Origin of the sequence: Natronobeatus ordinarius (assembly GCF_024362485.1) — an archaeon.
Classification (GTDB): Archaea; Halobacteriota; Halobacteria; order Halobacteriales; family Natrialbaceae; genus Natronobeatus; species Natronobeatus ordinarius.
Genome location: NZ_CP101456.1, coordinates 3,170,073 through 3,196,502, shown reverse-complemented (window position 1 = coordinate 3,196,502; position 26,430 = coordinate 3,170,073). Strand labels below are relative to the sequence as shown.

The following is a 26,430-nucleotide window of genomic DNA, read 5'->3' as shown; positions in this document are numbered from 1 at the left end:
CGATGGCACAGGACAATCGATCGACGGACGACGCCTTCGCCGGGACCGAGTTCGAGCCGCCGGCCGACAGCCAACTCGCCCGTGCGATCGACGAGAACGACGAGGAGCTCGCCGAGCTGCTCGAACTCCTGGTCGTCGTCCAGGAGCTCTCGGCGGACCTCGCTCCCGAACTGCGCGAGGCGGCCCACGACTCCCGGGAACCGATCGCAGAACTGCGCATGGCCTTAGAGCGCGAGGAGACGCTCGTACTCGTCCAGCGCGTCGGGGATAATGCCGACACGCTCGTCGAACTCCTCGACACGCTCGAGGTCGTCGACGACCTCGCACACGACCTGGCGCCGGAGTTCCAGACGATCGTTCGTGAGAACCGTGAGACGATCGAGCAGCTGCGGTTCGCCTTAGAGCGTGAGGAGACGCTCGTCTTGCTCGAGCGACTCGGCGAGAACGTCGACACCCTCGTCGAACTGTTCGACCTGCTCGAGGTCGTCACCGACCTCGCCGAGGACCTGATCCCGGAGGCCGTCGACGTCGCCCGCGAGAACAGAGCGCCGATCGCGGAGCTCCGGATGATGGTCGCCGGACTCAGTAGCGCGTACGTCGAGGCGGACATCGATCCCCACCAGCTCGGGCAGAACCTCGGCAACATGCTCGTCCTGGGCTATCGACTCGGCGACGAGGAGCTCATCGACGCCGTCGAGGCGGGTCTCGGCGCATTCACGGAAGAGGAACCACCGAAGAAAGTCGGTCTGTTCGGGATGCTCGGCGCGCTTCGTGACGACGACGTCCGCCAGGGGCTCGGCATCCTGATCGAGTTTCTCCGACGGATGGGTGCGACGAAGTCGAATTGATCGCGACCGTTCCGATTTTTGTTCCGATTTTTGCGATCGTCGCCGACCGCGACCGATGTGTGAGCTACTGCCGTGCTTCTCTCTCAAACTAGCCGAAAATATTTCCGGGGGCTCTCTCTGGACCGAGAAACGGGAAATGACTTCTTGCTCAAGAGGAACTATAGTTTCCGATGCCGTAGAATTAGTTGCGATGTCCCAAGACGTAGCTGATACTGACGAATCGCCCGGCATGCCGCTGCTGAACGACCCGTTCCCCGAACTCGAGGTGGAGACGACCCACGGGACGAAAGTCCTCCCCGACGACTACGAGGGGTCGTGGTTCGTGCTGTTTAGCCACCCCGGTGACTTCACGCCCGTCTGCACCACCGAGTTCGTCGCGTTCCAGCAGCGCTACGACGAGTTCAAGGAACTCGACACCGAACTGATCGGGCTCTCGGTCGACCGCGTCCACTCTCACATCAAGTGGACCGAGTGGATCGACGAGGAGCTCGACGAGCAGATCGAGTTCCCGATCATCGCCGACGAACAGGGCAAAGTCGCCACCGAACTCGGCATGCTCCATCCCGGAGCGGGCTCCGCGACGGTCCGGTCCGTCTTCGTCGTCGACCCCGAGGGTGAACTGCGCCTGATCCTCTACTACCCGATGGAGATCGGTCGCAACATCGACGAGATCCTGCGGTCGATCCGCGCGTTCCAGACCCACGAGGCGGAGGGTGTCGCCCTGCCCGCCGACTGGCCCGAGAACGAGAGCTTCGGCGATAAGGCGCTGCTCTCGCCGCCGAGCACGGACGCCGACGCCACGGCCCGACTCGAGGAAGCCGACGCGGACGACGACCTCGAGGCCTACGACTGGTGGTTCACGCTGAAAGATATCTAACGACCCCCACGACTCGTTCGCTCCCGGCGGGATCGTTCGCGTCGCCGCTATCGACGGTTCGGTAGTCGGGACGGTTCGATCGTCGTCGATTCTCGCACCTCGAGCCCGCTCGAGCGACGGCCCCACACCGCCGGCGACCGGATGGACCGGCCCAGCCGACGAACACGTACACGTTTTTACTTTCCCGACCGTTCGTGTCTACACACGAATGCACGAACACGACGGGTTCGACTACGACGTTGCGGTCGTCGGCGGCGGGCCGGCGGGGCTGACCAGCGCGCTCTACACCACGCGATTGGGCCACGAGACGCTGGTCGTCGACCGCGGTGGCGGCCGCGCGGCGATGATGCGCGACACGCACAACGTCATCGGCATCACCGAGGAGGTCTCGGGCAACGAGTTCTTACAGACCGGCAGGGAGCAGGTACGCAGCTACGGCGCCGAGTTCCGACGGGCGTTCGTCGAGGACCTCGAGGCGCTCGGCGAGTCGGCCGACGACGGCTTTCGCGTCTCCCTGGGCGACGAAGCGGTCAGGGTCCGTCGCGTCGTCCTCGCGACCGGCTTCGCCGACCAGCGCCCCGACCCACCGCTCCCGCCGACCGGCCGGGGACTGCACTACTGCGTCCACTGTGACGCGTACATGTTCGTCGACGAACCCGTCTTCGTGATGGGGACGAGCGACGCTGCCGCCTACGTCGCCATGATCATGCTGAACTACACCGACGACGTCGACCTGCTGACCCGCGGCAACGAGCCCGAGTGGAGCGAGGAGACCGCCGAACTACTCGAGGGCCATCCCGTCGACGTCGTGGAGGCGGAGATCACGGCGATGAACAAGGGCGAGGACGGCTGGCTCGAGTCCTTCGAGTTCGAGGACGGCACCGTGCGCGACTACCAGGGCGGCTTCCCGATGTACGGCTCGAACTACCACGCGGACCTCGCCGACGCGATAGAACTCGAGCGTAACGACGACGGCACCGTCGTCGTCGACGACCACGGCCGAACCTCGGTCGACGGCGTCTACGCCGTCGGCGACCTCACGCCGGGACACAACCAGATCCCCGTCGCGATGGGTCAGGGGGCGAACGCCGGAATCGCCATCCACAAGGAGTTGCGGGCGTTCCCGCGGTCGCTCGAGGACCTCGACGCACACGGTCCCGTCACGGACGAGGAGGTCCCTGCCATCTCGCCTGCGCTCCTCGAGACGGCCGTTGCTCACGAAGGACACGCGGGCGGCCCGCGCGACGATATAACTGGAGAAGGCGACGCTGCCGTCGACGACTGATTCTGTCTGTTGTGGCCGTTCTTCGATGCAACCGCGAACCGTCTTGCGGTTGCATCGGTAACGCCTCACGACAGCCGTTATGAGCGCCGGCTCGACGCCAGCGTGCGGTTCGAACGCAGTGGGGACGGACCACACCTCCAGTCGGCGAGCGTCCCGGGACCCGAACGATCCACAGAATCAACTCCGTGACCGGCGATAGCACGGTTTCAGATACATACCCCGCCGTGATTCTCACGAACTGGGAATCAGATACAGCCATTAGGATTCGCCGATTATTCTGGTCGAACACACGTACCACCGAGACGTATGACACCACGGGATCGAGATCGGACCCTGCCACACGTGAACGCGGATGGGGGTCTCCGATGACGACGGCACGAGCGATTGAAGAACAGATCCGTGAAACGCTGTCCGAGCACGGCGAACTGCACGTCCTCGAGCTGGCTGACCGACTCGAGGAACATCCCCTCACCGTCGAGAACGCGTGCACCCGCCTCCACCAGAACGAGGATATCGTTCCTACCGGTCGAGGCGTCTTCTCGCCGAACTATCGAACCGGCTGAACGGGAATACGGTTTTTGAAACGATTCGAACCGGCGATGGGCCACCGGCTCTGACGGTTGATCGGAGCAGCTGTGTACTGGCGGTCGGTAACGGCGAGACAGTAGTCGGTGAACGTCAGTGGCTACTGTAGAGGACTTGGCTTCCGTATTCTCACGCCGGTCCTCGAGCGATCGGTCCGCCTCACGCGGCGGTGACGTCCCGGCGTCGCTCGAGGGGGAACGTTTAAGTCATATCGTGGCAACTGGTGTCAATAGTCATCTGATCGGTCGGCGGGGCCCACGGATCCATACCATCAGATATGGTTCATTTCTGAGATCATCTTTGAATTTCGATACTACGTGGCGGACGCCCAGTTGGTCGGTCGAACACCGACCGCCGGCTGTGGCACACTCACCACCGACGATCGGCGCTCCGGGGACGGAGAGTGGTTCAAACCCGGGTTCATGTCGCAACTGACACGGACCGTGTCGCGACTATTGGACGAATTCGGTCGATAGTGTACGACGCCACCGGCGTGTTACCGATCGATTCTTCCGAGGTAGATCCGGCGTGACGCGCTGAACGAGCCGCCGTCGTCGACGCCGTTCGAAGGCCGCCGAGCGGTCGAACTGAAGCCGGACGAGGGGTGTCATAATATATCTTCTGATATATGTTATGGGAGATGGCTAATTGATGGCAACCCGTCGAATTGACCGATCGAATCGTCGAACCGAGCTGACCGATCGGGTGCAGGTTTCTTGACCGTCGTGATCTCGGGTGTCGGCATCGAAACGGGCGGTCGGCGATGCGTTCGGAGATCGAGGAGAGTCACACGAGTCGACCAATCGCGCCAGTTACGACTCGAGAAGCAGAGATGGCAGCAGTTATTGCCTCCTAAACGGGAACCAACGCCCAGACCCGGCCGAGCCGTGTCGAGTACTAACACACAACACATACGTTCAGTTCGGGCCACTGTGGCGGCCAGGAAAGCTTCACCAAAGAAGGAACGCTTAAGTTCCGTTGACAGCGAGAACCAACTAGCGGTAAGCGGAGGACATGGAGTCAGATGAACTTCACGCCCGCGCGTAACTCTGCGGCCAACCGTACCCACATCAGGTAACATAGAGGCAAAAGAAAACATGAGCACCGACGATTCGTTCCACCCGCTCGGCGAGGAGTGGGAAGCGGAACTAGAAGAAAAGCTCGACGAGACCGAGTACGACACCGATCTCGGACTCGAGATGGCAAAAGACGCCCAGCGTCTCGTCGCAGGCGAGATCAGCGAGGCGGAGTTCCACGGAAAGTACCACGACGCCGTCGTCGAGGAGTTCGGCGTGGACGACCGTCCGACTGTCGAAGCCTGGGAGGAAGCACAGGAAGCAGAAGGAGGCGGTCTCCTCGACAAGCTCGCCGAGCTGGAAGGCGACGGCGACATGGACCGCCGTGAAGTGATGAAGAAGATGGGCGCCGGCGCGGCGTTCCTCGGCCTGGCCGGCTGGGCGACACACGACAACGTCGCCGGTCCGGACGACCAGGCATCGATCGCCGCCGCCCAGGAGGACGACGACGGCGACGGCGTCCAGCTCGGGATGGTCATCGACCTCGAGAACTGTGACGGCTGTCTCACCTGCGTCGCCGCGTGCGCCGAGGAGAACGACCTCGACGCCGGGGCGAACTGGATGTACGTCTTCCACTACGAGGACGAGACCCAGGAAGACGCGAAGCTGCTCGTCCGAAACTGCCAGCACTGTTCTGACGCGCCGTGTGAGAAGGTCTGTCCGACGACGGCCCGCCACACCCGCTCGAAAGACGGGCTCGTGCTGACCGATTACGACGTCTGTATCGGCTGCCGCTACTGTCAGGTGGCCTGTCCGTACGGCGTCAACTACTTCCAGTGGGCCGAACCCGACGTCCCGCAGGAGGAGATCGACGAGAACCACGTCTACGACGAGCGCGGTCAGTGGGTCGACAGCCGCCCACCCCGCGGCGTCATGGGCAAGTGTACGATGTGTCCGACCCGCCAGGACGGCTATATGGGCGAGACCTTCGAGGGGACGACCGCCTGTCAGGTTCACTGTCCGCCAGGCATCATCAAGTTCGGCGACATGAACGACCCCGACAGCGATCCCCGCGAGTTCTTGCGCGAGGTCCAGCGCCGGGAGATCGACGACATCGACGACGACGAACTCCGCGAGCGTCTCGAGGAGGAACTCGAGGACGAGGACGGCAACCCCGGCCGGCTGATCGATCAGCTGACCGAATCTACCAACTCGACGTTCCGGCTGCTCGAGGACATCGGGACCAACCCGAACGTCGTCTTCGTCGGCAACGAGCCCGGCCCGAACGCCGAGCAGATCAGCGCCGAGGAGGCTCGCGAGCGGGGCATTCCGACGGCAGTCTCCTACGAGGAACTCGACGCGGCCCGCGACGACCTGAACATCGTCGACGAGCGCAAGGAAGTGCTCGACGAGGGTACCCTCGGGGGTGACCTGCTGTGAGTACGAAGACGCCCAGTGAGGAGGACATCCTCCGTCCGATGAAACACACCTCGAAGAAGTTCTTCGTGGCCTTCGCCCTCGCGGCGCTGGCGTTCGGGGTCTTCCTCATGATGTGGTCCTACCAGCTCTCCGAAGGACTGATCGTCACCGGCCTCGCGGACTGGGGCAGCGGTGGCGGTGTGACCTGGGGGCTGTACATCGGCGCGTTCATCTGGTGGGTCGGCATCGCTCACGGGGGGATCATCCTCTCGGCGGCGGTTCGACTACTCGGGATGGACCGGTACATGCCGGTCGCCCGACTCGCCGAGCTGTTGACGATCGCCGGCCTGTCGGCGGCGGGCTTTTACATCATCGTCCACATGGGCCGTCCGGACCGGATGGTCACCTCCATCCTCGGTTACTACCACGTGACGGTCAACAACTCGCCGCTGGTCTGGGACGTGACCGTCATCACGATGTACTTCGTGATGACCGCGACCTACCTGCTGCTGACGCTCCGATACGACGTCAGCCGGCTGCGTGACGACCTGCCGAGCCACTTCGAACCGATCTATAAGCTGCTGACGATCGGCTACTCCGAGAAGGAAGATCCGGTCGTCGAGCGGATGGTCTGGTGGCTCGCGCTGGCGATCATCATCATGGCGCCGCTGCTGCTCCACGGTGGGGTGATCCCGTGGCTGTTCGCGCTGATTCCGACGATGCCCGGCTGGTTCGGCGCCATCCAGGGACCACAGTTCCTCACCATCGCACTCACCTCGGCGATCGCCGGTGTGATCATCATCTCGTTCGCGTTCCGGAACGCTTACGACTGGGATCACATCATCACCGACGACGTCTTCCGCGGCCTGACGCTCTGGCTCGGCTTCTTCTCCCTGCTGTTCCTGTGGCTGCAGCTCCAGCAGATCACCAGCGGCGTCTTCGCCGCACCGACCGACCAGACGTACGCGACTGCCGCGAAACTCTCCCACCCGGCCTACGTCGGCTCGATCGCGCTGGTGTTCGGTGCGCTCGGCTACATCTTCGCCCAGACGATCCGGCCGTCGCTGTTCACCAAGCCACGCGCCGTCGCTACGGGTGTGGTCGTACTCATCGCGACGCTCGTCGAGAAGGCGTTCTTCGTCGCCGAAGGGCTGATGTACCCGACGTTCGGTCTCTACGACGCCGTCCCAGGAAGCTACTTCCCGAGTATCATCGAGATCTTCTCGGTCATCGGCACGATCGGCATGGTCGTGCTCTTCTTCCTCGTCGTGGCCAAGATCGTTCCCGTGGTCGAACTCCACGCCATCGAACACCTGCGTGGTGACCACGGTCACGGTCACGAACCGAAAAGCGAAAGTGCCCAGGAAGCGGAGGTTGAAGCATGATCCCTGGCGTCTACGCAGCGACGACGTGGCTCGCCACGAACCTGCTGTTCCTCTTCCAGGACTACCACGGCGACGGCTCTGTCGCCGGCTTCCCGGGCCCGGGGACGTGGCTCGTCTTCGGCGTCATCCTGGTGCCGGTGTACGTCATGTTGCTGGCGTGGTTCCTCGGCAACCCGCGTGACGTCCGGACGGCCCTGCTCGGAACGGGCATCTTCTTCGGACTGATCGTCCTGCTCTGGACCGCGATGCTTATCCAGACGCTGCTGATCGGCGTCATCTTCTACTGACCGGTCACCCCGGTTTTCGTCTCGGCCACGCCTCGCCCAGGTCCACCCCCCGTCAAAATACCTGATTCGTGAGCGTAGTGGCCATCCCGACGCGAAACACCCAAGGCGCCACGAGCCCGCATATCGAGCATGAGCGACACCGAGGAGACCGTTACCGAAGCGGAACTTTTGGCCCGACTCGAGACGGTCGAGGACCCCCTGAACGACGACGACATCGTCTCGCTCGGACTCGTAAACGACCTCTCGATCGAAGACGGGACGGCGTCTATCTCGCTGGCGTTTAACTCGCCGTACGCGCCGACCGAGATGGAGCTGGGCGATGCGATCCGCGAGATCGTCTCGGAAGCCGGCCTCGAGCCCGACCTGCGCGCCCACGTCGGCGCCGAGCACGGCTTCGACGACGACGTGTTACCGACCGTCCGGAACGTCGTCGCCGTCTCCTCCGGAAAAGGTGGCGTCGGCAAGACGACCGTCGCCACGAACCTCGCCGCCGGGCTCGACCAACTGGGCGCGCGCGTCGGCGTCCTCGACGCCGACATCCACGGCCCGAACGTCCCCCGAATCCTCCCGCTCGAGGGCGAGCCGGCCGTCACGGCCGAAGATCAGCTGGTTCCGCCGGTCTCCGACGGCGTCCGCGTGATGAGCATGGGCTTTCTCACCGAGGAGAGCGACGACCCGGCCATGCTTCGGGGGCCGATGGTCAACAAGTTCATGATGAAGTTCCTCGAGGGCGTCGAGTGGGGCTACCTCGATTACCTGATCGTCGACCTGCCGCCGGGGACGGGTGACGCACAGCTCAACCTGCTGCAGACGATGCCGCTCGCTGGCGCCGTCGTCGTGACGACGCCCCAGGAGATGTCCGTCGACGACACCCGAAAGGCCGTCCGGATGTTCCAGGAACACCACACGCCCGTCCTGGGCGTCGTCGAGAACATGAGCACGTTCCACTGTCCAAGCTGTGGCGACAGACACGACCTGTTCGGCCACGACGGCGCCACCGCGATCAGCGAGGACTACGACGTCCCGCTGCTCGAGAAGCTCCCGGTCCACACGGACTTCGGTGCCGACGGCATCGAGGGGACGGTCGCCAAGGACGACGACAGTCCGGTCGTCGAAGACGTTCGGACGCTCGTTTCCCAGATCGTCGACCGAATCGGTGAGGAAAACCGCAAGCGAGTTGCCAACAACCCCGACGCACCGGGCGTCGAACCGTTCCCGGCCGATTCCGAGTAGCCGGTCACTCGAACGGGCTGACGTCACACGATCGGTGGTACGGCCGCGCCGTCGTGCTGTTCGGCCCGAGTACCGATCGAGTGGAACCGACTACCGAACCGAAGGGGGCGCCTCCCGGCCCCCCGACCGAAAACGTTCTCGAGTACGTCGAGATTAGCGCGACGTGTACCGGCCGGTTACCGATCCGCCCGAGCCACGGCACGACGAGCGCTCGTTTTCGTGACCGCCGAACCGTACTTGCGCGGACTGTACCGAGCAGTTGCAGGCGAGAGACACGTTCGTACAGGTTTCGTCGGTCGCCTCCCTGAGACCGCTCGAAACCGCAGATAGCTGTAGTTCTGGGCTACGTTCGTACAGGCCGGGAATAACAATTACGCGAGGGACGGACAGGCCGAGGTAGATGAGCGAGAACGCGATACGGCCGTCGACGACGCAGTCGTGGGACGCTCGGACGCGCGCCGTTGCCGACGATACGTGGTGACCACCATGTACGAGGGACACACCGTCGCCGTGGTAATACCGGCGTATAACGAGGAGGGGTTCGTCGGCGAGGTGATCGACACCGTACCCGGGTACGTCGATCGGATCTACGCGATCGACGACTGCTCGACCGACGACACGTGGGACGAGATCCGCCGACACGCACGCCGCCGGAACGAGGCACGTGTGGCCGTCGACGACGACGCTCGACAGGCGTCCGCAGCTAAACCTGACCCGGTGGAAGACACCGTCTCAACTGCTGACGGGCGCGACGATCCCGAAGCGCTCGAGCCGGACGACGACGCCGTCGCCGAGGATCCGGACGAAGCCGTGGCCGACGGCGGGCTCGACGCACGAACCGTCATGCCGATCCAGAACGAGCGAAACCGCGGCGTCGGCGGGACGATCACGGTCGGCTACCAGCACGCCCTCGAGGACGGGATCGACGTCACCGCCGTCATGGCCGGCGACGGGCAGATGGACCCCGACTACCTCGATCGCCTGCTCGATCCCCTCGTCGAGGGTCGAGCCGAGTACGCGAAGGGAAACCGCCTCTACGGGCGTGACCGGTCGGCGATGTCCTCCTGGCGGCTGTTCGGCAACCTGCTGCTCTCGTACCTGACGAAGATCTCGAGTGGCTACTGGCGGATGATGGATCCCCAGAACGGCTACACGGCCATCTCGCTCGAGGCACTCGAGCGAATCGACCTCGAGGGCCTCTACACCGACTACGGCTTCTCGAACGACCTGCTGGTGGCGCTCAACACGCAGGGGTTCCGGGTCGCCGACGTTTCGATGCCGGCGGTCTACGGCGACGAGCGGAGTCACATCCAGTACCGCTCGTTCGTCCCCAATCTCTCGTGGCTATTGCTTCGTCGATTCGTCCACCGACTGTACGTGCGGTACCTCCTGCTCGACTTCCATCCGCTGGCGCTCATGTACGCCCTCGGCGTCGGCGGCGGCGCGCTGGCGCTGGCGGGACTCGGTGCCGCCCTCGACGAAGAGTCGAGCCAGCCCGTAACGGGCGTCCTGCTGGCACTCGTCTTGCTGGTGCTCTCGTCGATTACGCTGTTGCTCGCGATGACGTTCGACCGGCTGGCCAACGACGACCTGGTGGTGAGCGTCCAATGAGGGTTGTCGTCACCATCCAGCACCCGGCACACGTCCACTTCTACCGCCACGCGATCTCCCTGCTCGAGCAACGAGGCCACGAGGTGTTCGTCTTCGCGCGTGAGAACGACCTCGCGGTGCCGTTGCTCGAGGAGTACGACATCGACCACGAGGTGCTGGCGGGGCCCCAGGACTCGCTGTTCGGGCTGGCGCGAGTGCAGTTGACCTACGAACTCCGCCTGTTGCGCCGCGCGCGGGCGATCGACCCGGACGTGATGACGGCCATCGGTGGCGTCGCCGTCTCGCACGTCGCCCCGCTCGTCGGCGCGCGCAGCGTCGTCTTCATCGACAACGAGGGAATCCAATCCCACCGGATCACGACGCCGTTCTCGCATCTGATCTGTACGCCGAGTGGCTACGAGGAGACCTACGGCGAAAAGCACGTCCGCTACGACGGCTACCAGGAACTCGCCTACCTCCACCCCGACCGGTTCGACCCTTCGCCCAACCGGCTGCGCAACCACGGCGTCGAGCCGGACGAGCGCTACTCCGTGGTGCGATTTCGTAAATGGGACGCCCTTCACGACGTCGGCCAGGCTGGCCTCTCCCCCGAGGGCAAAGAACGACTCGTCTCCATCCTGGCCGACCACGGCGAGGTGTACATCACGAGCACGCAGGAGCTCCCCCCGGCACTCGAGCCCCACCGCCTGCCGGTGCCGGCCCACCTGATCCACGATCTGATGTACTACGCCGACTGTTTCGCCGGCGACTCGGGGACGATGTCGACCGAGGCCGCCGTCCTCGGCACGCCCGCGCTTCGAATCCAGTCGTTCGCCGGCGACGCTGACATGAGCAACTTCGTCGAACTCGAGGAGGCGTACGGTCTCCTCCGGTCGACGCCCGACGAGGAGGAAGGCCTCGAGATCGTCAGCGAATGGGTTTCCGACCCGGACCTGGCCGAGACCTGGCGCGACCGCCGGAATCGGATGCTCGCGGAGAAGATCGACGTGACGGCGTTCATCGCGGACGTGCTGACCACGCAGGGAGAGGGGAGCGCGCCGCCCCGTCCACAGCCGGCCCGGGTCTCACAGTGACCGTTCGGAGCGGCTCGGCGCGGACGATAGCTGTCCTGCGCTCGCCACGGACGACCACGCGGACCGAGCCGGCAACTCGAACGTGCGCCGTCGGGCTGCCGGACAGCCGATCGACGAGGCGACCTCGAGGATCGGCTCGTCGTCCATCGGGCTCGTGACTTCGTAGCTCAGTTCCCCGCAGGTCCAGAAGACGCTCTCGAGGCTGCCGTCGCGGACGTAGGCCTCGTGGCCGTCGAGGTCGACCTCTTCGAGGACGTCCTCGTTGAACCGCTGTTCTTCCTCCACGGCCACGTACAGCTCCCGTTCGGTGAACTCGGGGTCGACGTACCAGCTCGTTGCGATAGTGTGTTCACCCCGTTCGATCACGGTCACCCGGTCGAGTTCGTACGGCTCCGGGACGTCCGGCTCCGGGAGGTCGTACGGGACGACGGTGGCGGCCTCCTCGAGGGAATCGTAAATGCCCACCGGCTCGATACCGCGCTCGACGAGTTCGACGCCGTCGGGCGGCTGGTAGGTGAACGCGTCGTCGTCGACCCCCTCGTCGATGGCGAGTTCGTCAAGCGCGAACGTGATCCCGTGGAGCAGGTCGTCGTCGACGCTGACCACGTTTCGCTCCTTGACGGGGTAGCGGTGTTCGTCGTCGATCCAGAACGTTCGCGTCACGGTCGCCTCTTCGAAGTCCACGTCCTCGTCGGTCGCGAGGGGGAGGACGTACTGCGTGTCGCCGACGAGCACGCTGATCGACCGGCTCATCTCTTCGTCCGCGGTCGGCGTCGCGTGGAGGACGTGGGCCGTCCGGTCGCCGACGGTGTCGGTGTCTTCGTACTCGAGGTCGTACTCCTCGAGCAGGGACTCGAGGACGATTCGCGTCCGGTCGGCAATGAACCGGTTCGGGTGACTGACGTTCGTTACCCGGCCCCTGGCGGGCTCGAACTCCCACATCTCCGTTCGGCTCCTGACCGAGACGGTACCCATCGGGACTGCCGGGTCGGTCGACTGAATCACCTCGAGCCGTCGTTCCGCTGGCGGGCGCTGGAGGATCCGTTCGGTCCGTTCGACGGTCGCTGATGGCTCTTCGACCGTCACCGTTCGCAGCCCTTGCAGGTCGGTCAACCCGATACGCGTCTCGAGGGCGTCCCGTACCAGTTCCTCGCTCGAGGGCGGTGCCTCGCGGGGGAGCTGGACGCAGCCGGCGAACGCGGCCGTCACCCCCGCCGCGAGGAACGATCGACGACGCATGCTCTTGCCATTCGATCGTCGGATGATAAACGGTACGGGTTACGGACTGGTCGTCGTCCGTTCAGTCGTCCCGCGTGTCGCCGGTTTCGGAGTCGGCCGACCCGTCGTTTCGAGCCGGCGCGTCCTGGTCGGTCATGGCGATCGACCGCTCGAGGAAGTCCTCCCGCGGCGGGGCTCGCGGACTCGTCGCGGCCGTCCTCCTGTCCTGGTCGAGCGCTCGCCGTGCGCCGCGTGGTTTGAGGTAGTCCCCGTCGATGTCGACGCCGGCGTCTGCACAGAGCCGTCGCAGGATCGATCGCGCTCCCTCGGTCGTGATCGCCGGGGGCGCGATCGCTCGCTCGCGAGCGAGGTCGGTCGCCGTGTCTTCCTCGAGCAGCCGTTCGATCGCCGCCTCCTCGAGCCCGCGCGTTCGCAGGACCGATCGGACGCGACTCGCGATCGACGGCGCGTGGTGGGTGGGAAACAGTGGCCACTCCGGCGCGGGCGGATCGAGGGCGATCCAGTACCGGCGCAGCGGCGTTCGGGCGGCCGCCGGCAGCGGGACGTCCTCGAGTCGACCCGACGTCCCGAGGACGCGGATCGTCCCCCGGTAGAAGTCCACGTCGGCCCAGGTCGCCCCGTCGCGTCGCTCGTCCTCGGGGACGCGAAACAGCTCCGCGCCGCGCACGCCGGCGTGAGCGAGGGTCGCGACCAGCGCGTACTCGCGCAGCCGGCGGACCCGCTCGCGGCGGTCGGCGTCGGCGGCCGCGAGCGAGCGCTCGCGAACGTAGCCCTCGAGTGCTCGGCGCTCTTCGGCGGTCCAGAACTGGCTCCCGGCGTCGTCGTTTTCGGCCGGGAGTCCCGCCTCGGCGTCCCCGGTCGTAGCCGGGTTCGCCTCGAGGATGCCCCCACGAACGCACCAGGAGAGAAACGCCCGGACGACGGCGAAGTAGGTTCTCGCGGTCGACGGCGCGTACTCGCCACGGGCCGTTCGCTCCCCGAGCGCCTCCGCGTACGTCCGCATGTGCTCGCCCTCGAGGGCGTACAGCGAGCTGACGCCGTGTTCGGCCTCGAGCCAGGTCGCCCACCGGCGGAGGATCGACTCGGCGTTGGCGGCGTACGCTCCGGCGCCGGGGCCGTCGGGGTCGCCGACGGCCTTGCGCTCGAGGTAGACGTCGATCGCGTCTCCGACGCAGATCCCGGTCACGGGTCGACCACCTCGCCACCGTCGGCGGGTGTCGACCGGCGCCTCGTGGGGTTGGCAGACGCGCCGATCGCGATCCAGGAGCGGTTCCGTCCGGATCGGCCGTCGTCTCTCATCGACCGTGTGGGAGGAGTTCCAGCCTCGTAAAACTGCCTTTCGACCGATCGCCGGTCGACGTCGATGCCGTCCGAAACGACGTCGATCCGGCGATCAGACGAGCAGCCAGAGCACGACCGTCAGGACGAGCGTGATCAGGAGCACGGTGAGCCCGATGGTCGCGCGTAGGTGCAGCGTCGACGGCCGGCCGCCGTTGGCGGCGCGGCGGTTCTGGTTGGGACCGAATCCACCAGGGACCTTGCTGGCGACGCGGTCGACCGCGAGCGCCGGGTTGTTCCCGACCCAGTAGCAGGTCCGGACGAAGCCGACCGCGGCCGCGTCGACGGCGCGGTAGGTCTCGGTAACCGCGAGCATCGTCCCGCGTCCGAGAGAGAACGACGCCGGGTTGACGATCGTCGTCGGATCGCCGAGGTCGAGTTTCGACAGCGGCTTGCGGATGAGTTTGAAGCCGACGACGGAGACGACGATCAAGATCACGGCGTCGGTCAGGTGGCCGGCGCTGTAGGGGGTCAGCCCGCTCTCGTCGCCGGGCGCGTGAGTGACGGTGACGCCGTCGACGAACGGCAGCAGGTCGGTGAACACCGGCCAGCCGATCGCCGGCAGCCCGAGGAGGACACAGGCGCCGCCGATCGAGAACATGGCGACGTTCTGGCCCGTCTTCGCGTCCCTGACCTCGTACTCCGACGGCCCGTGTAAGAACACGTAGTAGCCGAGCTTGATGAACGAGAGGAAGGTGCCGATCGCGCCGATAAAGAGCAGCCAGTACAGCGCCTGGTACTCGGGGCCGCCGTAGTAGTCGGGGTTGGCCGCGTCGAGCACCATCCCCTTGCTGATGAAGCCGTTGAAGCCGGGGACGGCGGTAATCGACAGCGCCCCGAGGGCGAACGCGATCGCCGTCAGCGGCATCACCCGCCAGAGCCCGCCGAGCTTGTAGAGGTCGTTCTCGCCGGTTCGGTAGATGACGACCCCGACGGCCATGAACAGCAGGCTCTTGTACAGCACGTTGTTGAACAGGTGGCCCATCGCGCCGGCGATCCCGATCGCCGAGCCGATGCCGATGCCGGCGACCATGTAGCCAAGCTGGGCCTGGATGTGATAGGAGAGCAGCGCCCGCATGTCGTGCTGGAGCAGCGCGAAGCCAGCCCCCCAGATCGACATGAGTCCACCCATGTACGCCAGGTAGAGGTGTCCCTCGGGGAACGCCCGGAAGAGGATCAGGGCGCTGGTCTTGGTCGTCGTCGCCGCCAGGAACACCGAGGCGGCGATGTGGGGCGTCGGGTAGGTGTCGGGCAGCCAGGTGTGCAGCCCGATGAACGCGACGTTGACGCCGATGCCGAGCGCCGCGAGGACGGCGGGCAGGCCCGTCGCGATGCCGTCCGCGCCGACGCCGTAGAGGAACGAGTCGGTCTGGACGTAGTGGGTGACGACCGCCAACAGCATCAGGCTCCCGCCGATGCCGTGGGCCAGCGCGTAGCGGTAGCCCGCCCGGACGGCGTCGCCGCCGTGGTGCCAGACCAAAAGCGTCGAGGTGATCGCCATCACTTCCCAGGCGAACACCATCGTGAGCCAGTCGCCGGCGAAGATTACGGCGAGCGCACTGGCGACGTAGGAGAGCGCGAACGCCGTCATCACCCGGCTCCCGTCGCTCGAGTAGGCGTAGACTACGGCGAGCGCGCCGAGGAAGCCCAGTCCGAGCGCCACGAGGACGCTGAAGTCGTCGACGACGTACGCCTGGACCTCGAAACCGAGGAAGGTGCCGCCGCCGTACTCGCCCTGCGGGGTGAGCACGGCCAGCGCCATCACGGCGACCAGGCTCAGGGTTCCGAGGGTAAAGCCAACGAGTCGGGGCAGGACGACGACGAGCAGCGCCGCCGCGAGGACGATCAGCGGCGGGTACGCCATCGTGAGCGCCTCGAGTTCGCTCATGCGATCACCCCCGTGCCGGTGACGACTTCGACGATGTAGTCGGCGAGTTCGAGGAAGACGGCGTAGTCGGGGACGACCCCGAGCACGACCGCCCCGGTGGCGATCACCGAGATGGGCATGAGCATGAGCCACGTGCTCTCGGTCAGCGGTGAGCGACGGTCCCAGCCGCCCATCGGCGCGCCGCCGTGGTGGTGATCGTGACCGTCGTGGTGGTCGTCGTGCCCGTGGTCACTCTCGACGGGCGCGCCGAACGGGACGTCGGCGTCGCTCGGATGCTCGTCGACGGCCAGTCCATCCTCCGGCTCGTCGTCGGCCGCTCCCGATTCGTTCCCCCCGTCCGTTGCGACCTCGCCCTCGAGCACGCCGTAGGACTCTCGCTTTCCGCCCGGCGGGAACTCGAGTAGAGGTTTCGCGTCGTGGCGGTCCTCGCTCTCGAAGAAGGCGGTGTAGACGACCGGCCAGAGGTAGGCGATGTTGAGGACGCCGGAGACGACGAGCGCGAGCGCGAAGATCGTGTAGTCGGCGCTCATCGCGCCGATCATGATGTAGAACTTGCTGACGAAGCCGGCGGCCAGCGGGATGCCGGCCATCCCGGCCGAACCGATCGCAAAGGCGCTCATGACCAGTGGCATCCGCTTGCCGATGCCGGCCATCTCGCTGACGTAGTCGGTGTGGGTCTCGACGTGGACCGCTCCCGCACAGAAAAAGAGGGTGAGCTTGCCGAAGGCGTGGGCGGGGATGTGCAACAGGCCGCCGAGGATGGCGACCGGGTGCAGCATCGACAGCGCCAGCACGATGTAGCTCAGTTGCGCGGTCGTCGAGTACGCCAGCCGGCGCTTGAGGTGGTCCTTGCGGAGCGCGATGACGCTCGCGGCCACGAGGGTGAACGCCGCCAGCGCCGCCACGGGGACGTTCAGGCCGACCTCGCCGACCCCGGGCACCGACAGCGGGAGATCCTGGATGAGGTCGGGGCCGAAGACGTCGAGGATGACTCGAGCGACGCCGAACGCTCCGGACTTGACGACGGCCACCGCGTGGAGCAGTCCCGAAACCGGCGTCGGCGCCACCATCGCGTCCGCCAGCCAGGAGTGAAGCGGCATCACCGCGGCTTTCACCCCGAAGCCGGCGATGAGCAGGAAAAAGGCGGCCTGGGCGATGGCGGGATCGGCCCCCGCGGCCTCGGCCAGCGCGTCCATGCCGCCGGCCTGGAACTCGAGGGTCGCCTGGCCGACGCCGGCCGTGAGCCAGTAGGTCAGCACCGTACCCGCGAGCAGGAAGACCCCGCCGCCGAAGAAGGTGTAAAAGAGGTACTTCCGGCCGGCGATGCGGGCCTCGTCGTCCTCGTTGTGGGCGACCAGCGGGTAGGTCACGAGCGAGAGCAGCTCGTAGAAGATGAAGATCGTCAGCAGGTTCTCGGCGAACGCGATGCCGAGGGCGGTCGAGAGGCTGGCCGCGAACGACGCGAAGAATCGCGTCTGGGCGTGCTCGTCGAGCCCGCGCATGTAGCCCGCGGCGTAGAAGGACGTGAAGATCCACAGGAAGCTCGCGAGCAGCGCAAAGAGCATCCCGAGCGGGTCCGCCCGGAGCGCGAAGTCGACGCCGTCGACGAACTCGAGGCCGGTCGCCTGCTCGAGGCTCCAGACGTAGACGGTGCCGTCCATCACGCCGGGCAGCATGCTCGCGACGATTCCGAACTTCGCGAGCGCGGCGAGGACGGACCATCCCTCGCGGACGTTCGGGTGGCGATACGACGCGACGATCAGGAAGACCGCGACCGCAGACACCAGGACGGCGGCGAGCGGGCGCGGGTCGAATACGATTTCAGACATCGGTGAACACCTCCTCGACGAACGGCTCGAGCAACTCGAAGAACAGGTCGCCCGCGAAGCCGAGGGCGACGGCGATCAGTGCGGCGGCGACGACCAGGACGAGCATCCCGATCGTGACGCGAGACAGTCCGTTCCCGTCCGTCGCGACGCCGGCCGCATGCGGCGCCTCGGCGGGCGCCGCTGGCGTGAAGTACATCTTCTCGAGCAGCCGCGCGGAGTACGCGAGCGTCAGCATCGTCGAGAGGAAGATCACCGCGGCGACGGGCCAGACCTGGGCCTCGACGGCGCCGACGGCGATGTACCACTTGCCGACGAAGCCGACCGACGGCGGAATGCCGATCAGTGCGATGAGCAAGAGGGCCGTCGACGCGGCGACGACTGGCCGGTGCTGGGCGAGGCCGGCGTACTCGTCGACCGTCCGGGCGCCGTAGCCGAGGGCGACGATCCCGGCGGCGACGAACAGCCCCGCCTTCATCAGGCCGTGGCCGACGAGGTGGACGATCGCACCGATCAACGCGGTCTCGTTGACCAGCCCGTAGGCGGCGACGATCAGCCCGAACTGGGCGACAGAGGAGTAGGCGAACATCCGTTTGACGTCCTGCTGGATGACCGCCAGCGTGCTCCCGGCGAGCACGCTCACCGCGCCGACGGTGACGACCACCTCGGCCGCGTACGGCGTAACCTGGAGGAACTCGGGCGTGAAGACGGTGTACATGAGCCGCGCGAGGGCGTACGCCGACACCGTCGAGACGAGCGCCGCGATCAGCGGCGTCACACCGTCAGGGGCGTGCTGGTAGGCGTCGGGCTGCCACGTGTGCAGCGGCCACTGGGCCACCTTGATTGCGAAGCCGACGAAGATGAACGCGAACGCGGCGCGCACGAGCGTGTGGTCGTAGCCCGCCGTCTCGGGGATGGCCGTCGAGAGCTCGATCATGTTGAGCGTCCCCGTCGCCATGAACAGGAAGCCCACGCCGATCAGGTAGATCGACGCGCCGACGGTCCCGAGGATGAGATACTTCAGCGCCGCGACCGCGGACTCGGGGCCGTCACCGCTCGAGATCAGGGCGTACGTGCCAAGCCCGACGATCTCGAGGAAGACGAACATGTTGAACACGTCGCCGGTCATCGAGAGGCCGAGTAAGCCGCCGGTCAGCAACAGCCAGCCGCTGTAGAACGTGTTCCCGCGCGGGCCGCCCACGCGCGTGAACGCGAGGACGCCCGCCGACGTGGCGGCGACGAGCAGGACGATCATCGCCGACAGCTCGTCGGCGACGAGTTCGATCCCGTACTGGCGGTCGTAGCCGCCGAGCGAGTGGACGACGCGGCCGCCGTCGCCGAGGTAGCCGTAGACGACCGCGGCGAGGTAGGCCGCGCCCGCGAACAGTGCCGTGCAGGTGATCGCGGCCACCGACCAGCCGTTGCGGTCGACTTTGAGCCCGAGAGCGATCGGCACCGCTGCCGCGAGGATCGGAACGACGACCAACAGGGCAGGGAGGAGTTCGACGTTACTCATCGGAACGCACCTCCCTGAGAGTGTCCTCGCGAAGCGTGCCGTACTCGCTGTAGATGCGGACGACGAGCGCGAGGCCGACAGCCGTCAGCGCGACCCCGACGACGATGGCGGTCAGCACGATGACGTGCGGGAGCGGGCTGGCGACCAGCTGTGCACCCGCGTCGGGGTCCGCCTCGACGATCGGGGCGGAGCCCCCTTCGACGTACGCCACGGCGACGAAGAAGAGGAAGATCGCCGTCTGGAATAAGTTGACGCCGATCAGCTTCTTCACGAGGTTCTCGTTGGCGATCATCATGTACAGTCCGATTGCGAGCAGGGCGAACATCAGCGCGTACGCGTAGCGACTGGCGAGGATCTCGATCATTCGTCGTCACCTCCGCGTCCGGAGCCGTCGGTTCGCGTCGGCGTGAAGCCCGCCGCCGTCGCGAAAAAGAGCGTGATGACCACGCCCGAGACGATCAGCGCGATGCCGCCGACTTCGATCGCTTCCATACCCCACTTCTGTCTGAGACCGAAGAGTTCGTAGAACACGTCGTACTCGAGGAAGTTCCCGCCGAGCGCCATCGCGGCGAAGCCGACGCCGACGAAGATGGCGACGCCGCCGGTGACGAGCGTCACGAGGACCGTGTTGCTGAGCCACTGGCGGGTGGGCTCGATGCCGAAGGCAAAGGCGAGCATCAGGACCGTGACGCCGATGATCGCGCCGCCCTGGAAGCTCCCGCCAGGGGTGTCCGCGCCGTGGAAGGCCATGAACAGCCCGTAGGTGAGCGTAAAGGGGGCGATGATCTGTACGGCGGTCAGGATCACCTGACTCTCGGAGTAGGTGTCTCCCCGTCCGTCTGCCATCAGGCGAACACCTCCCGTTTGAGCACGAGCAAGACGGCGATCCCGGCCGCGAAGACGACGACCGCCTCGCCGAAGGTGTCGAAGCCACGGTAGGCCGCCAGCACGGCGCTGACGGCGTTCTGGACGCCGGTGTCCGCGTAGGTGTTCTCGATGTAGTACTGGGTGACCTCGGGGTTCGCCCACGCGATCGCCTCGGGGTCGCCGACGGCCTCCATCGCCGGCAGCACCTGGGTCAGCAGTACGACGAAGAACGCGCCGACGACGAGCACGGCGGGGACGTTGATCCGCTCGAAGATCCGGTCGGTCGACGGCCGGGACGTCCGGGCGAGCGTCAACAGCAACAGGATCGTCGTCACGCCCGCGCTGATCGCCGCCTCGGTCATCGCGACGTCGGGGGCGAGCAAGTAGGTGTACAGAATCGCCATCCCCAGGCTGTAGGCGCCGAAGACGACGATCGCCGACAGCACGTCGCGGAACAGTGCCGTCGCCACCGCCGTCAGTAAGATGAAGGTCACGAGCGTGTAGGCGACTGCACTCATCGTCGCTCACCCTCCTCTAAGTCGTCGCTCGTCAACGGTTCGATGCCCGACTCGGCGGCCGAACGCGCGATGGCGTGGGCCGCCGTCGGGTTCGTGATGAACACGAAGAACAACAATAACACAGTGTAGATCGTCGCGTGCTGCCAGCCGAGCGCCAGCGCGACGGCGCCGAGGGCGAGTCCCGCCCCGAGCGTGTCCGTCTGGGAGGCCGTGTGCGCCCGGGCATAGACGTCCGGCAGGCGGATGACGCCCACCGCCGAGACGAACGTAAAGAACAGTCCGAAGGCGACGAGCACGACGATCGCCCAGAACCGAACCTGCTCGATCACAGCACCCCACCTCGCTCGACCGTGAACTTCGAGACGGCCACGGCCACCAGGAAGTTGAGCAGGGCGTAGATCAACGCGATGTCAAGGAACCAGGGCTGATCGAGCCCCGCCGCCAGCAGCGCCAGGATGACGACGGTGTTCGTCCCGAGGACGTTCACCGCCAGTAGTCGATCCTGCGTGGTCGGACCCTTCACCGCGCGGTAGAACATCAAGATTGCGAGGACGACGAACAGCGCCGCCGCTCCGATGAAGATCTCGTTGATCAGGTCGGCGGTCACGACTCCTCACCCCCGATGATCTCGGTGTCACCGCGCTCGCGCGGCGTCGCCGTCGCCGCGGCCTCGCGGCCGTAGAAGACGAATCGGATCGCCCGCTCTAAGCTCCCCTCGAAGAGATCCTCTCGAGCGGACGCAATGAGCGTGTGGACGACCAGCCGCTGGTCGTTGGCCCGAACCGTCAGCGTCCCGGGCGTCAGCGTGATGCTGTTCGCGAGCGCGAGCAGCGGCAGCCCGCTCCGAACCCGGGCGTTCACCCGCGTCATCTTCGGGTCGATCGGCATCCGTGGATGGAGGATGACGAGCGAAATCGCGAGATTGGCCTTCACGATCTCGAAGACGAGGTAGGGGACGTACAGCGAGAACCTGATGACCCGAAGCGGCGACTGGAGCTTCTGTGGTGGAACCGTAAACGTCACCTGTGCGAGCGTCAGCGACACGATCGTCGCGACGATCACACCGGTGACGAGATCGAACCAGTAGGTCGGATCGCCGAGGATCAGATAGAAGACCAACGAGATACCGAACGTCGCGACGTACCGATCGACGCTTCCGGTCCCGACCAGCCGTTCATGTCTCGCCGGCCGTTCGACCCGCGCCTCCTCGTACTCGAGGGAGACGGCCTCGAGTTCGCGCTCGAGTGGCTGAAGCATCGGGGCCGTTACGCCGGGCTGGAACTCCGGGTCGAGGATCACGCGGTCGACGTCGTAGTCCTCGGCGTAGGCGGCGAACGCCTGGGCGTAGTCACGGGGGCCGAACAATAACTCGTCTCTCCCGAGCATCGCGGTCTCGATCGGAGGACAGGAGCCGTCTGCGTCCTCGTTCGCCCACGCGAGGGCTCGTTCGAGCAGTCGACGGCCGCCTTCGACGTCCCGTTGTCCTCCCGGGACGTCTCCGTCGTACGGCACGGCGACGACGAAGTGGAGTTCGGCCGACTCCGACATCGCCGTCCGGACCGCGTAGCCGACGGTCTGGCGAACCGTCACCGACTCCGACAGCGGCACGAGCAGTCGCTTATCCGCCACGGGTGTCACCTCCTGGTGACCGGTGTTTGATGGACATAACTCTGGCTCTGTTAGTCGAGTCAAGCGGTACCCACAGGAAAACTATTTCGTTATCCACCGGTCTGGACGCCGGTTCGAACGAAAATTTCGTGAACTTTCGCCACCTCTGGTCGTCGTCAACGTCCAGTTTTCGAACGACCGTCGAATCGATCGCCGTAGATTGTTGACAAACGTCCTGTTCTGGCTCAAGTGGTATCCGTCAGCGGGCCATCGACTTGCCACGGCGAGCATCGGCCGACATCCGAACGTTTACAACCCAGCTTTCAGTACCTCAATGAGGATTTATGACGGGCCACGCCCACACCGACGCCTCCGGCACCGCTACCGACCGGACCGAGCACCACCGCGAACGCCTCGACGCACACGTGTTCGTCTGTACGACCGACCGCGATTCGGCGCACGCCTGCTGTGGCGCTGCCGGCGGTGAAGAAACCGTCGACGCGGTGAAAGCGTGGCTGCGCGAGCGCGATGCGTTCTGGACGGCGGTCTCCGTGAGCACCACGTCGTGTCTCGGCCTCTGTAGCGAGGACGGGGCGGCCATGTCGATCCAGCCCCGGAATCGGTGGTACAACGGCGTCCGTCCCGAGGACGTCCCGGCACTGCTCGAGCGGGAGTTCGGACCCGACGCAGGTCGCGTGACCGACGACTGATCCGCCCTCCTCGTCCGACGACCCACTCCCGAGCCTTTTAGGTATCGCCGCCACCGACTGCCGGGCAATGACGCTCTACTCGAGGATTCGGCCCCTCGCCTTCAAGCTACCCGCGGAAACGGCCCACAACGTGGGCAAGCGGGCGCTTCGGACGGCGGGGTCGACACGGCCGACGCGGGCTGCACTCCGGTACGCCTACCGGTACGACCATCCCGCACTGGCGGTCGACCGCTTCGGCACCCGCTTTCCGAACCCGGTCGGAGTCGCCGCGGGCTTCGACAAGAACGCCGAGGTGACCCACGGGCTCGCCGCGCTCGGCTTCGGCTTCGTCGAGGTCGGTACCGTCACTCCCTATCCTCAGGCTGGTAACGAAAAGCCGCGGCTCTTCCGGCTCCGGGAAGACGAGGCGATGGTCAACCGGATGGGCTTCAATGGCCAGGGGATGGAACGCGTCAAAGCCCGACTCGAGGCAGAAGGCACGCCAGACGTTCCGATCGGCGTCAACGTCGGCAAGATGAACACCTCGAACGAGCAGGAGGCGCTCGAAGACTACCGTCGGGTGTTCGACCGACTTTCGCCGTTCGCCGACTACGTCGTCGTCAACGTCTCCTGTCCGAACACGCCCGACGAGTTCGAGGAGGACTCGCCCGAGCACCTCGCCGCGATCTTCGAGACGCTCGAGGCCGAGAACGACGCGGGCGTCCCGATGCTCGTGAAGGTCGGTCCGGACTCGCCCACCCAGTCGCTGCAGGACCTCGTCGACATCGTCGAAGCGTTCGACCTCGATGGCATCGTCGCGACCAACACGACGACGACCCGTGAAGGGCTTCGCTCGCCAAACCGGAAGGAGTGGGGCGGCCTGAGCGGCAAACCGCTCGAGGATCGCTCGACTGAGGTCGTCCGGGCGCTCGCTTCCTACACCGACCTGCCGATTATCGGCGTCGGCGGGGTCGACTCCGCCGAAAGTGCCTACGAGAAGATCCGCGCGGGAGCCTCGCTCGTCCAGCTTTACACCGGCTTCGTCTACAACGGTCCGTCGACGGCCCGGGAGCTCAACCGGGGACTCCTCACCCTGCTCCGGCGTGACGGCTTCGCCTCGATCGAGGAGGCCGTCGGCGCGGACCTCGAGTAGGATCCGTTCGCAGAACCCGGGCCGTCACTCGAGCCGCAGGAACTGCCGATCGTACTCGGGTTCGCCCTGGCGTGGGTGGATCATGATGAACGACTCGGGCGGGAGTTCGGCGAGCCGAGCGGGGAGCGTCGCGAGGTCGTCGTGCCAGCCGACGTCGCCTCGGCGGGGTGAGACGACGACGACGAGGTCGTCCGCTTCGGTTCGCGACTCGAGCGTCGGAACGAGGGCGTTCCACCTGTCGACCTCGTCGAACTCCTTCGAAACCTCTTCCTCGACGAGTCCGAAGAGCCGTTCGTACTGGTGGGCGCTCCCCTCGACGACGAGCACGGTGACGGGGACGCCGAGGCTCGCGGCGAGTCGCTTGACCGTGTGGACGGCCTCGTAAAACCCCTCGTGGTGGTCGGCGCCAAACGGCACGACCACGAAGAGGCGTCGGGTGGTGTTGATCGGGTGGCCGAGCCGGGAGATCAACACCGGCAGCGGGGTGCGTTTGAGCACCTGGTCGATGATGCTGCCGAAGATGCGGTGGCGAAACGAGCCGCTGGCGTCCCAGCCCATGAGGATCTGGTTGGCCTGCACCTCGAGCGCCCCCTGGACGATGCCGGAGGCGACGTTGTGGTTGACGCGGGCTTCGGTCTCGACCGGTACCTCGGCGGCACCGCCGAACGCGGCGATCTCCTCGAGTTCCTGGCGGACGGCTGCCACCTGCGTTTCGGTCTCCTCGTCGCGTTCGGGCTGGACGACGGTGAGGACGTGAACGGGCTCGTCGCCGCGGTCACCTTTGAGGACGAACGCGAGGTCGAGCAGTCGCTCCTGTAACTCGGCGTGGTGTGAGAGCGGGACCAGGATGTTCGGGTCTCTGGCCCCCTCGCCGGGTTCGACTTCGCGCTCGAGGGCGAGGCTGGTCGCCGCCCGTTCGGTCAGCCACGGGCTCACGACGGCCGTCACCAGCAACAGGAGGACGACGGCGTTGAGGACGTGCTCGCCGAAGACGCCGGCCTCGAAGCCGATGAGCGTGATCGCGAGGGCAGCGGCGGCCTGGCCGGTCGAGAGACCGAAGATGACGCCGAACTCCGTGCGGCTGTAGCCCTGGATGCGGGCGACGAGCCAGGCGGCGACTGCCTTCCCGGCGAGCATGACGAGGACGATGACGGCGGTCACCTGGAGCGTTCGGGGCCCGTCGAGGATGACGCCCGGATCGACGAGCATCCCGACGTGGAGCAAGAAGAAGGGGATGAAGAAGGCGTTGCCGACGAACTCGATTCGGTTCATCAGCGTCCCGCCCTGGGGGACGAGCCGGTTCAGGGCGAGTCCAGCGACGAAGGCTCCGAGGATGCCCGCGAGACCGAGAACCTCAGCCAGGCTCGCGGCCGCGAAGAAGGCGACCATTACGAAGAGAAACTCGAAGTAACTCTCCTCGCTGAGACTCTGGAAGAACCACCGGGAAACAGGCGGGACGAGGAACGCAGTGGCACCGAAGAGAACGACGAGCGCGAGGAACACCTCGACGAAGAGCCAGACGCCGAACTCGCCACCGATCGCGCCAGTGACGATCGCCAGCACGATCAACGCGAGCGTGTCGGTGAAGAGGATGCCGCCGAAGACGGCCGTCACCGCCCGATTCTTCGTGACCCCCAGGCGGTTGACGATCGGATACGCCAGCAGCGTGTGGGAGGCGAACACCGCGGCGAGCAGCATCGCCGCCCAGACGTCGAACCCGAGGGTGACCATCACGACCAGGGTGCCGCCGACGAACGGGATGAAGAAACTCGCGAGCCCGAACAGCGCGGCGTTCTCGGGTGCGTCCTTGAATCGCTGGAGGTCGACTTCCAGTCCGACCGTAAAGAGGAGGTAAATTAACCCGACCTCGCCCAGCAACACGATGGCGTCGGTGTGCTCGACGAGCTCGAGCGCGCCGGGGCCGATCGCCACGCCGAAGAGGACGATGCCAACGATTCCGGGCTGTCCGAACTTCTTGACGAGCAGTGGCCCGACGAGAAAGATCGTCAGCGCGACCGTGAAGATCAACACCGGCTCCTCGAGCGGGAGCGTCGGCACGGTGACGAGCGGTGACTGCGTGGTCATTGGCGAAGTGGTGGACCGGTTTCGATCTGTCAGAACCGTGTCTATGGCTCACGGCGAGTGCGCGACGGGGCTGTAGTCACCGCG

At 65.9% G+C, this 26,430-nt stretch carries 24 protein-coding genes; 12 read left to right on the top strand and 12 right to left on the bottom strand.

What is annotated here, in order from left to right; translation table 11 throughout:
• Positions 1-2 precede the first annotated feature (2 nt).
• From NMQ09_RS16235 to NMQ09_RS16190, 10 genes are all read left to right on the top strand, one after another.
• The gene (locus NMQ09_RS16235) at positions 3-848 is read left to right on the top strand and encodes a helical membrane plugin domain-containing protein (protein ID WP_255191630.1); all 846 of its coding nucleotides are present in this window, start codon (positions 3-5) and stop codon (positions 846-848) included.
• Between the two features lie 190 nt (positions 849-1,038).
• Positions 1,039-1,725, top strand: coding sequence for a peroxiredoxin (locus tag NMQ09_RS16230; protein WP_255191629.1), 687 nt, complete (start codon positions 1,039-1,041; stop codon positions 1,723-1,725).
• A gap of 208 nt (positions 1,726-1,933) precedes the next feature.
• Positions 1,934-3,010: an NAD(P)/FAD-dependent oxidoreductase gene (locus tag NMQ09_RS16225; RefSeq protein ID WP_255191628.1), complete on the top strand. Its 1,077-nt coding sequence runs from the start codon at positions 1,934-1,936 to the stop codon at positions 3,008-3,010.
• Between the two features lie 365 nt (positions 3,011-3,375).
• Positions 3,376-3,573 carry a hypothetical protein gene (locus tag NMQ09_RS16220; protein WP_255191627.1) on the top strand — a complete coding sequence of 66 codons (198 nt, stop codon included), beginning with the start codon at positions 3,376-3,378 and terminating at the stop codon, positions 3,571-3,573.
• Positions 3,574-4,692: 1,119 nt separating this feature from the next.
• Positions 4,693-6,051, top strand: a complete 1,359-nt coding sequence (locus tag NMQ09_RS16215) for a 4Fe-4S ferredoxin N-terminal domain-containing protein (RefSeq protein ID WP_255191626.1) — start codon at positions 4,693-4,695, stop codon at positions 6,049-6,051.
• Positions 6,048-7,415 (top strand): NrfD/PsrC family molybdoenzyme membrane anchor subunit, encoded by a 1,368-nt coding sequence (nrfD, locus tag NMQ09_RS16210; RefSeq protein ID WP_255191625.1) that lies wholly within the window; start codon positions 6,048-6,050, stop codon positions 7,413-7,415. The genes NMQ09_RS16215 and nrfD overlap by 4 nt, the downstream gene beginning before the upstream one ends.
• On the top strand, positions 7,412-7,702 hold the full coding sequence (locus tag NMQ09_RS16205) for a hypothetical protein (protein WP_255191624.1): 291 nt from the start codon (positions 7,412-7,414) through the stop codon (positions 7,700-7,702). Before nrfD ends, NMQ09_RS16205 begins: the two co-directional genes overlap by 4 nt.
• Before the next feature lie 129 nt (positions 7,703-7,831).
• Positions 7,832-8,935, top strand: a complete 1,104-nt coding sequence (locus NMQ09_RS16200; RefSeq protein ID WP_255191623.1) for an Mrp/NBP35 family ATP-binding protein — start codon at positions 7,832-7,834, stop codon at positions 8,933-8,935.
• Between the two features lie 486 nt (positions 8,936-9,421).
• A complete protein-coding gene (locus NMQ09_RS16195; RefSeq protein WP_255191622.1) occupies positions 9,422-10,546 on the top strand; it encodes a glycosyltransferase in 1,125 nt (374 codons plus the stop codon).
• Positions 10,543-11,619, top strand: coding sequence for a DUF354 domain-containing protein (locus NMQ09_RS16190; RefSeq protein ID WP_255191621.1), 1,077 nt, complete (start codon positions 10,543-10,545; stop codon positions 11,617-11,619). Before NMQ09_RS16195 ends, NMQ09_RS16190 begins: the two co-directional genes overlap by 4 nt.
• Here NMQ09_RS16190 and NMQ09_RS16185 read toward each other — a convergent pair.
• The 11 genes from NMQ09_RS16185 to NMQ09_RS16135 all read right to left on the bottom strand — a co-directional run bounded on the left by NMQ09_RS16185 (position 11,611) and on the right by NMQ09_RS16135 (position 22,440).
• Entirely contained in the window at positions 11,611-12,858 is a 1,248-nt protein-coding gene (locus NMQ09_RS16185; RefSeq protein ID WP_255191620.1) for an outer membrane lipoprotein-sorting protein, read from the bottom strand. The genes NMQ09_RS16190 and NMQ09_RS16185 overlap by 9 nt on opposite strands.
• A gap of 61 nt (positions 12,859-12,919) precedes the next feature.
• The gene (locus tag NMQ09_RS16180; RefSeq protein WP_255191619.1) at positions 12,920-14,044 is read right to left on the bottom strand and encodes a tyrosine-type recombinase/integrase; all 1,125 of its coding nucleotides are present in this window, start codon (positions 14,042-14,044) and stop codon (positions 12,920-12,922) included.
• A 207-nt stretch (positions 14,045-14,251) separates the two neighbouring features.
• Positions 14,252-16,084, bottom strand: a complete 1,833-nt coding sequence (locus tag NMQ09_RS16175) for a Na(+)/H(+) antiporter subunit D (protein WP_255191618.1) — start codon at positions 16,082-16,084, stop codon at positions 14,252-14,254.
• A complete protein-coding gene (locus NMQ09_RS16170; RefSeq protein WP_255191617.1) occupies positions 16,081-17,913 on the bottom strand; it encodes a proton-conducting transporter transmembrane domain-containing protein in 1,833 nt (610 codons plus the stop codon). The genes NMQ09_RS16175 and NMQ09_RS16170 overlap by 4 nt, the downstream gene beginning before the upstream one ends.
• Entirely contained in the window at positions 17,906-19,426 is a 1,521-nt protein-coding gene (locus tag NMQ09_RS16165; protein ID WP_255191616.1) for a proton-conducting transporter transmembrane domain-containing protein, read from the bottom strand. Before NMQ09_RS16165 ends, NMQ09_RS16170 begins: the two co-directional genes overlap by 8 nt.
• Positions 19,419-19,790 carry a cation:proton antiporter subunit C gene (locus tag NMQ09_RS16160; RefSeq protein WP_255191615.1) on the bottom strand — a complete coding sequence of 124 codons (372 nt, stop codon included), beginning with the start codon at positions 19,788-19,790 and terminating at the stop codon, positions 19,419-19,421. Before NMQ09_RS16160 ends, NMQ09_RS16165 begins: the two co-directional genes overlap by 8 nt.
• On the bottom strand, positions 19,787-20,272 hold the full coding sequence (locus NMQ09_RS16155; protein WP_255191614.1) for an MnhB domain-containing protein: 486 nt from the start codon (positions 20,270-20,272) through the stop codon (positions 19,787-19,789). Before NMQ09_RS16155 ends, NMQ09_RS16160 begins: the two co-directional genes overlap by 4 nt.
• Positions 20,272-20,811, bottom strand: a complete 540-nt coding sequence (locus NMQ09_RS16150; protein WP_255191613.1) for a DUF4040 domain-containing protein — start codon at positions 20,809-20,811, stop codon at positions 20,272-20,274. The genes NMQ09_RS16155 and NMQ09_RS16150 overlap by 1 nt, the downstream gene beginning before the upstream one ends.
• Positions 20,808-21,140: a monovalent cation/H(+) antiporter subunit G gene (gene mnhG, locus NMQ09_RS16145; RefSeq protein ID WP_255191612.1), complete on the bottom strand. Its 333-nt coding sequence runs from the start codon at positions 21,138-21,140 to the stop codon at positions 20,808-20,810. The genes NMQ09_RS16150 and mnhG overlap by 4 nt, the downstream gene beginning before the upstream one ends.
• Entirely contained in the window at positions 21,137-21,418 is a 282-nt protein-coding gene (locus NMQ09_RS16140; protein WP_255191611.1) for a cation:proton antiporter, read from the bottom strand. Before NMQ09_RS16140 ends, mnhG begins: the two co-directional genes overlap by 4 nt.
• The gene (locus tag NMQ09_RS16135) at positions 21,415-22,440 is read right to left on the bottom strand and encodes a monovalent cation/H+ antiporter subunit E (protein ID WP_255191610.1); all 1,026 of its coding nucleotides are present in this window, start codon (positions 22,438-22,440) and stop codon (positions 21,415-21,417) included. The genes NMQ09_RS16140 and NMQ09_RS16135 overlap by 4 nt, the downstream gene beginning before the upstream one ends.
• 323 nt (positions 22,441-22,763) lie before the next feature.
• On the opposite strand from NMQ09_RS16135, the gene NMQ09_RS16130 reads away from it, so the two are divergent.
• Positions 22,764-23,129 (top strand): (2Fe-2S) ferredoxin domain-containing protein, encoded by a 366-nt coding sequence (locus NMQ09_RS16130; RefSeq protein WP_255191609.1) that lies wholly within the window; start codon positions 22,764-22,766, stop codon positions 23,127-23,129.
• Between the two features lie 67 nt (positions 23,130-23,196).
• Positions 23,197-24,261 carry a quinone-dependent dihydroorotate dehydrogenase gene (locus NMQ09_RS16125; protein ID WP_255191608.1) on the top strand — a complete coding sequence of 355 codons (1,065 nt, stop codon included), beginning with the start codon at positions 23,197-23,199 and terminating at the stop codon, positions 24,259-24,261.
• A 24-nt stretch (positions 24,262-24,285) separates the two neighbouring features.
• Here NMQ09_RS16125 and NMQ09_RS16120 read toward each other — a convergent pair whose 3' ends face one another.
• The gene (locus NMQ09_RS16120; RefSeq protein ID WP_255191607.1) at positions 24,286-26,346 is read right to left on the bottom strand and encodes a cation:proton antiporter; all 2,061 of its coding nucleotides are present in this window, start codon (positions 26,344-26,346) and stop codon (positions 24,286-24,288) included.
• Positions 26,347-26,430: the final 84 nt, after the last annotated feature.